General features: G+C 36.8%; 10 protein-coding genes and 4 pseudogenes. 12 read left to right on the top strand and 2 right to left on the bottom strand.

The annotated features are described in order from the left end of the window. The 7 genes and pseudogenes from G504_RS0117990 to G504_RS19570 all read left to right on the top strand — a co-directional run. The coding region (locus G504_RS0117990; protein WP_205619677.1) for an arylsulfatase at nt 1–2,467 on the top strand (2,467 nt) is incomplete at its 5' end. Between the two features lie 162 nt (nt 2,468–2,629). After that, a complete protein-coding gene (locus G504_RS0117985) occupies nt 2,630–3,139 on the top strand; it encodes a hypothetical protein (protein WP_019671586.1) in 510 nt (169 codons plus the stop codon). A gap of 144 nt (nt 3,140–3,283) precedes the next feature. Beyond that, complete coding sequence (locus tag G504_RS0117980) at nt 3,284–3,532, top strand: ribonuclease H-like domain-containing protein (protein ID WP_316928678.1); 249 nt, start codon at nt 3,284–3,286, stop codon at nt 3,530–3,532. A gap of 81 nt (nt 3,533–3,613) precedes the next feature. Beyond that, nucleotides 3,614–4,687 carry a hypothetical protein gene (locus G504_RS0117975; protein WP_019671584.1) on the top strand — a complete coding sequence of 358 codons (1,074 nt, stop codon included), beginning with the start codon at nt 3,614–3,616 and terminating at the stop codon, nt 4,685–4,687. A 99-nt stretch (nt 4,688–4,786) separates the two neighbouring features. Continuing rightward, nucleotides 4,787–5,023 (top strand): annotated as a pseudogene (locus G504_RS0117970) (3'-5' exonuclease); the annotation flags it as partial. Between the two features lie 169 nt (nt 5,024–5,192). Beyond that, nucleotides 5,193–6,239 carry a WD40 repeat domain-containing protein gene (locus tag G504_RS0117965; protein ID WP_019671582.1) on the top strand — a complete coding sequence of 349 codons (1,047 nt, stop codon included), beginning with the start codon at nt 5,193–5,195 and terminating at the stop codon, nt 6,237–6,239. Between the two features lie 276 nt (nt 6,240–6,515). Further along, nucleotides 6,516–6,767, top strand: a pseudogene (locus G504_RS19570) (3'-5' exonuclease); the annotation flags it as partial. Between the two features lie 63 nt (nt 6,768–6,830). On the opposite strand, the gene G504_RS0117960 reads toward G504_RS19570, so the two are convergent. Further along, entirely contained in the window at nt 6,831–7,238 is a 408-nt protein-coding gene (locus G504_RS0117960) for a winged helix-turn-helix transcriptional regulator (RefSeq protein ID WP_026348688.1), read from the bottom strand. A gap of 102 nt (nt 7,239–7,340) precedes the next feature. Here G504_RS0117960 and G504_RS0117955 point away from each other — a divergent pair, with 102 nt between their 5' ends. From G504_RS0117955 to G504_RS19565, 3 genes and pseudogenes are all read left to right on the top strand, one after another. Continuing rightward, nucleotides 7,341–7,706, top strand: a complete 366-nt coding sequence (locus tag G504_RS0117955) for a nuclear transport factor 2 family protein (protein ID WP_019671580.1) — start codon at nt 7,341–7,343, stop codon at nt 7,704–7,706. Between the two features lie 49 nt (nt 7,707–7,755). Beyond that, nucleotides 7,756–8,097: a TfoX/Sxy family protein gene (locus tag G504_RS0117950; RefSeq protein WP_019671579.1), complete on the top strand. Its 342-nt coding sequence runs from the start codon at nt 7,756–7,758 to the stop codon at nt 8,095–8,097. Nucleotides 8,098–8,216: 119 nt separating this feature from the next. Next, nucleotides 8,217–8,429 (top strand): annotated as a pseudogene (locus G504_RS19565) (3'-5' exonuclease); the annotation flags it as partial. Here the strand turns inward: G504_RS19565 and G504_RS0117940 are convergent. Continuing rightward, nucleotides 8,409–8,750: a hypothetical protein gene (locus G504_RS0117940; RefSeq protein ID WP_019671578.1), complete on the bottom strand. Its 342-nt coding sequence runs from the start codon at nt 8,748–8,750 to the stop codon at nt 8,409–8,411. The pseudogene G504_RS19565 and the gene G504_RS0117940 overlap by 21 nt on opposite strands. Nucleotides 8,751–8,862: 112 nt before the next feature. Between G504_RS0117940 and G504_RS0117935 the strand changes: the two are divergent. Then, nucleotides 8,863–9,102 (top strand): annotated as a pseudogene (locus tag G504_RS0117935) (3'-5' exonuclease); the annotation flags it as partial. A gap of 180 nt (nt 9,103–9,282) precedes the next feature. After that, nucleotides 9,283–10,479, top strand: a complete 1,197-nt coding sequence (locus tag G504_RS0117930; RefSeq protein WP_019671577.1) for a serine hydrolase domain-containing protein — start codon at nt 9,283–9,285, stop codon at nt 10,477–10,479. Nucleotides 10,480–10,581: the final 102 nt, after the last annotated feature.

Genomic DNA, 10,581 nt, shown 5'->3' with positions numbered 1-10,581 from the left:
ACCGTTGTATGCCATGCTGAAAGAACAAAAGAGCTGTTTTATTGCCAACGTTAGAATTACATTAATAAGAAGGAGTATTATGAAATTTAAAAAACACTTAATAGCCATCCTTGGCTTAGGAATACTGATAACAGGGTGTAATCCTCAAAAAAATCCTGATCATTCAGAAAACCTGCAAAAGCAGGACGGGAGGGTTCTCCCATTTCCAAGAATTGCTTCTGAAAGCCAGACAGGCCAAACCTTGGCCGAAAGTAAATTAGCACCATGGCCAAACAACAAACACCTGGCTGATGATGCTCCTAATGTACTTATTGTTTTGATAGATGATGTTGGTTTCGGGGTTTCAGAAACATTTGGAGGGGAAGTAGCCACACCTACGCTTACAAAACTAGCAAACGAAGGAATTATGTATAACCGATTCCATACCACTTCAATCTGTTCTCCTACTCGGGCTTCTTTGCTAACTGGAAGAAACCACACAAGAGTGTCATCTGGCACCATTGCAGAACGAGCTGTTAATTTTGATGGATATACAGGCGTCATCCCCAAAACTTCAGCTACCGTAGCCGAAGTGCTTAAAAACTATGGTTACCATACTGCTGCCTTTGGAAAATGGCATAATTCACCTGCCAACCAAACTACGTCAATGGGACCAAAAGACTTTTGGCCAAATGGCTATGGATTTGAATATTTCTATGGATTTTTAGCGGGAGAAACCTCCCAATATGAACCACGATTATTTGAAAATTATAATGCCATTGAACCTCCCCACGACCCTAATTATCATTTGACAGAAGATATGGCAGAGCAAGGTCTTAAGTGGTTGGGAGAGCACAAAGCCTATTCGCCAGACAAGCCTTTTTTCATGTACTGGGCTCCGGGAGCCGCTCATGGTCCACATCATATTTTTAAAGAATGGTCAGAGAAATACAAAGACAAGTTTGATGGAGGTTGGGATGAATACAGAGCAAGAGTCTTTCAACGTCAGTTAGCTATGGGAATAATTCCTGAGGGGACTGAATTAACGGAAAGAGACTCCACAATGGTCGCATGGGATGATATTCCTGAAGATGAAAAAGAGTTTCAATTGCGCTTAATGGAAGTGTTTGCAGGTTTTGTAGAACATACGGATGTGCAAGTAGGTAAGCTAATCGACGGTATGGATGCTATGGGCTACAAAGACAACACCATCGTGATTTACATTTTTGGCGATAACGGTTCTAGTGCAGAAGGACAAAACGGCAGTATAAGTGAGTTGCTAGCTCAAAACCAGATACCTAACACCATTAGTCAACAAATGGCTGCATTGGACAAAATTGGTGGCTTAGATGCGCTAGGAACCAACAAGGTAGAAAACATGTATCATTCTGGTTGGGCATGGGCAGGAAGTACTCCGTTTAGAAGCACAAAATTGGTTGCAGCGCATTTTGGAGGAACACGAAACCCGATGGTGATTTCCTGGCCCAAAAGAATAAAACCTGACAAGGAAATTCGCAGCCAATTTCTTCATGTAAATGACATTGTTCCCACGCTGTATGATATTATAGGTATACAACATCCTGAAATTGTTAATGGCTTTGAGCAAGACCAGATGGATGGAAAAAGTTTTGCACAAACATTTACCAACCCCAATGCAGAGAATTTAAAAAAGACCCAATTTTTTGATAATAACGGTAGTCGTGGAGTTTATCATGAGGGTTGGTTTGCAAGTACATTTGGCCCACTGCGCCCTTGGGTTTCTGCACAAAAAGGATTAGAAGACTGGAACTCAAATGAAGACGTTTGGCAGCTTTATGATTTGAAAAATGATTTCTCACAAGCGCATGATCTTTCAGCCGAATATCCAGAAAAACTAGCTGAACTAAAAGAACTGTTTTTAAATGAAGCCAAGGAAAATAAAGATTTCCCCATTGGTGCGGGTATTTGGTTAAGGCTGCATCCGGAAGATGTGATTACCTCACCCTATACCGAATGGACATTTAACCAAACCACAACAAGGATGCCGGAATTTGCTGCACCAGGTCTTGGTAAAAAAAGTAATACCGTGGTGATAGATCTGGAGGTAAAAGAAAACCAAAGTGGTGTATTATATGCGCTCGGTGGAAGCGCTGGTGGATTAACTTGCTACATGGATAATGGCTATTTAAAATACGAATACAACATGATGATTATCCACCAATTTAAAGTGAGCAGTAAAAATAAAATTGGTATGGGTAAGCATGAATTTGAGATTACCACAAAGATAAAAGACAATAAGCCTGGAGCACCAGCAACGATCACTTTGAAAGTAGATGGTAAAGAAGTTGGTGCCATGACCACTTTGGGTACAGTGCCAGCGGCATTTTCAGCTAGTGAAACTTTGGATATTGGTACAGATTTAGGCTCGCCTGTTTCCTTCGATTATTTTGAAAAGGCACCATTTAAGTTTAACGGCACAATCAATTCTGTTTATATCAAATTATTGTAAATGAAAAGAAAGCACGGCATACAACATTGTATAAAAGCAATAGCGGTTTAGGTGCGAACTTGAACCGCTTTTTGTATCTATTTAAGTATCTTGCTATCTGGCAGTTTAGTGGCCTAAATCCGCTACTGCTCATATGCAGACCGTTGACATCAAACAATACATATGAAAGTTAAACTTAAAAAAATAGCATTATTAGTAGAGGTATTAGGTGGCATTGCCATTTTAATTTCATTAGTTTTTGTAGGAATACAATTAAAAGAGAATACAAAAGCAACTAGATCAGCGACCGCAACTGCAACTATAGATACCATGACAAATTGGTATGTTACTATGGGTGCAAATGGAGAGACCAGTGCCTCGTTTTATAGATTTCTTGCAAATCCAGAATCTATGACGAAAGAAGAAAGAATACAACATATCTATAATTTTCATGGCCTTTTTCTAGCTTTTCAAAATAGCTATTATCTTTCTTTGGAAGGCACCCTCGATGAAAGAATTCCAAAATCCTTAAATCAGGTTATTTATGGTGTGAAGGACCAACCTGGATTCAAACTTTATTGGAAATCAAGGAAATCTATATTCTTTGAAGAATATAGAAACTATGTAGATGAACTTCTTATCTCTAATGACATAGTTTCTGATGGCGTATACGAAGAGAAGGATTCTGATTGAATGCCAGAAGCCAACATGGCCTATGGTTCATCACCTCCTTAGGTCGGTTTTTATTTACTATTTTAGGGACTAACAAAAACAGAACAAATAGGCTTTACCAACTAAGGTTTCATATCTTGAAGTAAATTCTTAGTTATAAGTTAAATATTACAGCTCTGGAAGTTTGGCGATTTCAAGCATTACACCTCCCTTAAACTCATGGCCCATGTGCTGGACATCTCCTCTGCCAAAGAGGAGATTGATGGGAGCATGGTACGACAAGTGTATTACGAAGATCAGGACCTGGACCGCATCATAAAATACTGTAAACAGGACGTGATTACTGTGGCTCAGGTTATTTTGAGGTTGCGGAATGAGGGGTTGTTGACGGAAGAGCAAATTGTTTATATTTAGAGGTGTTTAAATACTTCCTTTAACATTGAGGGATAAAGTAGTCAATAATTATATCCCTTTGTCGGGTGCAATTATACATTAATGAAGAAAATTCTATTTACAACCATCCTACTCACAACGCTGTCTTGTGCAGACACTAAAAAAAATATAGAGGAGGATAAATCTTTAATGGACCAAAGCTATTTCAGACACCTTAGTTATTTGATTACTATTAAAAATGAAGTAGCCCAAAAACATTGGCCTGACTTTGCAGAAAATGATTTTTATGCACCGGCAGTATATTACAGTAGAAAAAATGCCTTTATACTAAACCCCAACGAACATATTCGTAAAATTACCGATAGACCACAAGAACTAACTTTTAATAAAGTACCGGTCATCAAACTACCAGAAACGTATACAGATACAACCAGTCTGAAGTTTAATAATGGTGTCACTAGTGATAGTACTTCCTTTGCCTACATGCAACCAGTTCTATACTTCCAGAGTTATGAATTGACTAAAAAATTCCTTCAAGACGACCTTGTTGATATTCAAGATTGGTCTATTATGGTTAGTCACGAGCTATTTCATTCATATCAATGGTCAATCCCGGAAATGTTTGAATATGCCAAAACAGTGTCGAAACATATGCCTGGAGGGCCTGATAAATTTCTTGGTTCTTATCACCAAGATCTTGAGTGGTATAAAGAAAGTGTTAAACAAGAAAATGATCTGTTGAAGGCAATTTGGATTGATGGAGCTGACTTAATTCAAAATCTCAATAAATATGACTCACTTCGTAATCAAAGGATTGAAAGAATAAAAAGAGAATACGATGTTGACATTCGTATTGCTGAAGATTACGAGATTACAATCGAAGGAAATGCAAGATATTTTGAATCACTTGTTAAAAGATATCTATCACAATATAGTCCCAGCACAAAATCTCTTAACAAAGAAGATCAAGCTTTTATTACCGATATGTTTAAAGGATATGAGGTTTCAAAAGACAAAAATCTATCGGACATCTTTAACAATAGATATTATTACGTAATCGGGTATAACATTTCTATGATACTTGAAAAGTATCAGGTCGATTATAAGGATTCCATTTACCGGGAAGAACAAAACATTCATCACTATTTGGAAGAATTAAAAAGCTCACAACAATAAATAAACGGCATTAAAACGACTGTTTATTTTGACTGTTGCTGAATCAAGAGCAGTATAGAAAGGATACGCTTCGTAGTTAGTGTTTAAAAATTATACTTCTGGAAATTTGGAGATTTTAAGCATTATACCTCCCTGAAACTTATGGCCAATGTACTGGGTATTCCTTCTCCAAAAGAAGATATGGATGGCAGTATGGTCAGGGATATTTATTATGAAGAAGGAGATTTGGACGGTATTGTTGCCTATTGTGAGTTAGATGTAATTACCTTGGCACAAGTCTTTTTAAGGCTGCGTAACGAGCAGTTGTTGCAAGAGGATGATATCATTCATATTTAGAATTAATCTTCCAGCCAGCTTGTGATTTCTCTTTCACAAAGAATACTTTTAAGTCACTCTGTCTAAATTAGGTTCCTTGTCTTTACTTATATTGTGCTATCCTAGTTTTTATAAGTGACATATAGTTATTAACTATATCCCATTGTTGTAAAACATTGAAAATAAACCGATGAAAAAAAAGAAAAGTATTATACTGATTATACTCTTGGGTTTAATAGTCTTTGTGTATTTACAATTGTTTAAACAACCAGAATTGAAAGAGGGTAATTATATCATGTTAAAGGACGTTTTTACTCATCATTCTGATGAAGTCTGGGAAGTGAAATTTGGGCCTAATGACACTCTCATGGTTAGTGGAGGTATGGAAAATGAAGCTAAGATTTGGTCTAGAATTTCTGGAGAAGTGATTCATAGTTTACCTCATGAGTATGGAACACCTGCTGTAGATTTTAGTCCAGATGGACTAACCGTTTGTACAGGTTCTCATGATGGAAAAGCTAGAATTTGGAGTGTAAAAACAGGAAAAATGATTCAGGTTTTAGAAGGTAATGAAGGTAATTTATGGTCTGTTAATTACAGTCCTGATGGAAAACTAATAGCAGCTGGAGGGAATGATGATAAAGCTTCTATTTGGAATATTAATTCAGGTCAATTAATCTTTGAATTTAAAGATTCTAGTCATGATATTTGGGAGGTGCTATTTAATCCAACTGGAGAATTACTTGCCACATCAGGTAGTGATAATGCAATTAGAATTTATGATGTGAAAACTGGTGAATTAGTTAAAACACTTTTAGGACATTCGATGGTTCCTTTGGCAATGGATTTTAGTCTCAATGGAAACCTATTAGCAAGTGCAGGCGATGATAAAACCATAATAATATGGGATACTAAGACTTGGGAGTTATTACATACTTTAAAAGGTGATAATCAAGCAATACATTCTGTTATTTTTATTGACAATAATAAAGTTTTAGCTGGGTTTACAGACAAAAAAATGCTAGGTGAATTTTTTGAATATCACTTTGGTTTTACAGGGTTTGTTAAACCTGTAAATGCGACGCTTTGGGATGTAAAAAATGAAAAAATCCTGCAAACATTATCTGAACATACTGATGACATAGGTTTAGGAATGGATATTAGTTCAGATGGAAAATTTATTGCAACACCTAGTGAAGATAAAACCATTAAAATCTGGGAATTCCAAAAAAAATAATATTGATTAGAAAAAACGTTTTACAACACCGTGTATAATTAATTGCTTTGGTCGTTGCTTACTTGGAAAATTCCTTCGGAATTTTCTCGCGTTCGTTTTTGTTTACTAAATTAGTTGCTTAAACACGCAACTAACCATACACATCAACGCTGTCCCCCATTCCAGCTATCGAACTACTAACATGAAACTTATTCCTACAAAAACACAACGGAATAAATGGGCTTTACCAACTAAGGTTTCATATCTTGGAGAAAATTCTTAGTTATAAGTTAAATATTAAACCTTTGGAAATTTGGCGACTTCAAACATTACACCTCCCTGAAATTACTTGCCCACGTCCTTGGCATCCCATCTCCAAAAGAGGACATCGACGGCAGTAAAGTTCGATCGGTATATTATGAAGAGGGTGACCTGGAACGGATCGCCCGGTATTGTGAAAGGGACGTAATCACGGTGGCACAGGTCTTTCTGAGGTTAAGGAATGAGAAGCTTTTAAAGGAAGTGCAAATCCTTCATGTTTTATCGTAAGCTGGCCCTCCAAACTTGGATAAATAATAAAGGACAAATAAGTCCTATACTTGATTGCTCACTTTACAAATGATCCTTAATTAGGTTTTCTCGAATCTGCCTGATAAAGACCTCTTTATTTTGTGTTGCCTGATCGATAAATTCCTGTGGAGTCTCTGTTAAAAGGTCCTTTTCTCCGCCCCAGATAATCATTTCTATTAAAATTGGAAGTAGATCAATTCCCTTTTTAGTAAGACTGTACCGGATCCTGGACTTTTTGACGGTATCCCTGCCCCTCGAAATAATTCCATAGGCCTCTAATTTCTTAAGCCTGTCTCCCAGGACGCTCGTGGATACCTTTTCACCAGCCTCTAAAAATTCATTATAGTGCCTTTTTCCTTTGAACATCAAGTCCCTTATGATTAGTAATGACCACTTGTCCCCGAGATGCTCAAGGGTGAAGTTTATTGGGCAATGCGAGCGTACTTCCATACCCCAAAATTAATAATTCAAATAAAATAACTTGTTTTTTCAAAGTTAATAATTAAATTAGCTTCGAAAACGCAAGTTAAATAGCCTATTAAAATCTGGAAAATGGACAAAACACCAATGCAAATTGTACACGAAGGCTTCGGAGGCGGAATGGCTTCCGGAACGGACTCATGGAAAGAATTTATTGCCGATGAAATTACCTTTACTGGCCCGGCAGCCCAAGTGCAGGGTAAATCAGATTTTATCGACTTGAATACAGGCTTCATGTCTATGGTAAGGGGAACTCGCATGATTAAGGCGGTAGAAGTAGATAATTTTGTAATCACCCAAGTTGAAATTGATGTTGAAATGCCTACCGGTAAAACCATTACCCTCGATATGAGTGAATGGTACGAAACTAAAGAAGGGAAAATTCAAAGCATCAAAGTGTATTATGATGCAGAGGAGTTTAGAAAAGAGTCAGCTTAAATTTACCTGCAAATGAAAACACGGTTACCACTCAATTTATTTTTGGGAAATGGCTTTTAGCGAATATCAGGCAGATCGCATCCGTCAAAGGTTGTCTCATGCCAATCTCACAGAGGAGAAGAAAATGATGGGGGGACTCATTTTTATGGTAAATGATAAAATGTGCATTGGAATTGATATTGACAAAAATACGGGGCAAAATCGATTAATGGTTAGAGTGGGGAAAGCTCAACATGATCAACTTGTCTTTAAAAAAGGAAGCCGTGACATGGATTTTACGGGAAGAGTCATGCGAGGATTTCTATTCATCAATTCAGAAGGATTTGACTCTGAAGGAGATCTGGACTTTTGGATAGAAAAAGCCTTGTATTTCAACCGGCAAATAAGCTAAATATCAACGACGACATGATCAAATGACAAAAGCGGTTCTGGCTAAAATCAGGGCCGCTTTCTGTTTATAATTGGTGTCTTGACAATTGATGTAATCCTCATTTGATTAAATTTTAAAAATTAAAACTGTGGAAATTTGGGGATTTCAAGCATTATACCTCCCTGAAGCTCATGGCCTATGTGCTTGGCATCCCTTCGCCCAAGGAAGACATCGACGGGAGCATGGTCCGACAGGTGTATTATCAGGATAAAGGCATGGACCGTATTATCAAATACTGTGAACAGGATGTGATTACGGTAGCCCAGATCATTTTACGGTTGCAACAAGTTTGAGCTCCATTGAAAAATCGACCAGAAAATAAAACCACAGGCTACTAGAAGGACTCCAACTCCAATAAGAACACCTTTCGTTCCGGATCGCTTCCCAATTTCAACGAATCCCAAGGTAACCAGTATCGTGAGCATAACTGCTGCAACCCCTCCACCAAGCAATACAATAAATCCTCCTCCGAGGAAATTAAAGAATAGTTCAATGCCTGAAGGATCAGTTGTTTCCTCATTGATGATCCCAAACCCCAGACTCATAACCACCAACCCCACTAAGAATAGAATTATTGTTGCCCAAAGTCCAATTTCTTTAAGTTTCCGTACCATAACTCTACAACAACGAATAAGTATCCAAAGCATTGTTTAAAGAGACTAAAAAAGACCACTATTTAAAGCAACTATCAGAATTCTATAAGAAGTTAGTGTTTAAAAATTAATACTTTGGAAATTTGGAGATTTCAAGCATTACACCTCATTAAAACTTATGGCCAATGTGCTGGGTATTCCTTCACCCAAAGAAGATATGGATGGCAGTATGGTAAGAGATGTTTATTGTGAAGAAGGAGATTTAGACCGCATAGTGGCTTATTGCGAATTAGATGTTATCACTTTAGCACAAGTCTTTTTAAGGCTGCGAAATGATGACTTATTAACTGAAGACCAAATCTTTCATGTTTAGAATTATTCTTCCAGCCAGCTTGTGATTTCTCTTTCACAAAGAATACTTTTAAGTCACTCTGTCTAAATTAGGCTCATTGTCTTTAGGTGTATTGTGTTATCTTAGTTTCCATAAGTGAGATATAGTTATTAACTATATCCAATTGTTGGCAAACATTAAACTAACCAAAACCATTCAATTATGAAAAAATTATTATTTGCGCTAATTGCCATCTCAATATTAGCTGGATGCAAAACTGAAAAAGAAGGAAGCAATGTTGTAATTAATGAATTGCCTATGAAATCTTACTTTCAAAATAGTAACCTTCCTGCTGCGATTATGGGTTGTAGTACCAGAGAAGGAAAAATGGGCTGGTATGCGTTTGGGCCATCAATTTGGGGAGGAAAAGACACAATAAATGAAAACAACATCTTTAGGATTTTTTCAATGACAAAGGCCATATCCTCTGTTGCCGCATTGCAACTTGTTGAAAAAGGATTAATTGGACTAGATGACCCTTTAGACGAACTTATGCCTGAAATGACATCTATTCCTATTCTGACCAAAAATGGAGAACTTGTTAAAGCTAATAAATCAATAACTTTGAGAAACTTATTAACCCACACTGCTGGATTTGGATATGATTTCTTGGATGAACGCCTTCAAAAATTTGATAAAACAGGATGGAATTATGATGACCTACCCAGATTATTCGAAAGTGGTGAAAAATGGGAATACGGAACGAATTTAGATTGGGTTGGAAAGGTTATTGAAAAAGTAAGTGGTGAAGACCTTGAAACTTACTTAAGAAAAAATGTTACTGGGCCTTTAAAAATGAATAGCACTTGGTTTAATGTTCCTGAAAATTTGAAAGAAAATATTGTTTCTTGGGGAGTTCGAGATTCAGTTGGTTTTAAAGAGTACTCTCGTATTCCAACTGAACCAGTTGCTGAATATAACGCAGGTGGCGGTTTGTTTGGTTCACCAAAGGATTATTTAACATTTCTTGAATGCATCAAGAATAATGGCAAATATTATGGTGGTCAAATTTTAAAACCCGAAACCGTTGAGTTAATGTTCAAAAATCAACTGCCCAATGGATTAACGACAAGTTATAATGTAACTGAAGGTGGCATCGTTGATATATTGGGTGGATTCCCCGATAATTCTGATGTTTATTCGTTATCATGGGCAATTGAAAATAATGAGGACGAGTTGATCAGAACCAAAGGTTCTGCCTATTGGGCTGGAATAGCTAATTCCTATTACACATTGGATAAAGACAAAGGGATAGCGATAGTATATTTTACACAGTTTCTTCCTTTCAATGATAAAGTATCTCATGATTTTTATCGTCTATTCGAAAAAGAAGTTTACAATAGTCTTAACACTAAATAACGATTTGCCAACAAAGAACTGAGTTAAAATCCAAAGGAAATTAACTTAAATTCGAGACATAGTTTTCATCATAAGATAATCCTGATTTAGCTACTGCAAAAG

It is taken from the genome of Eudoraea adriatica DSM 19308 (assembly GCF_000382125.1).
Lineage (GTDB): Bacteria > Bacteroidota > Bacteroidia > Flavobacteriales > Flavobacteriaceae > Eudoraea > Eudoraea adriatica.
The sequence above is the reverse complement of the archived record's forward strand: the minus strand, read 5'-3'. Positions and strand labels throughout refer to the sequence as shown.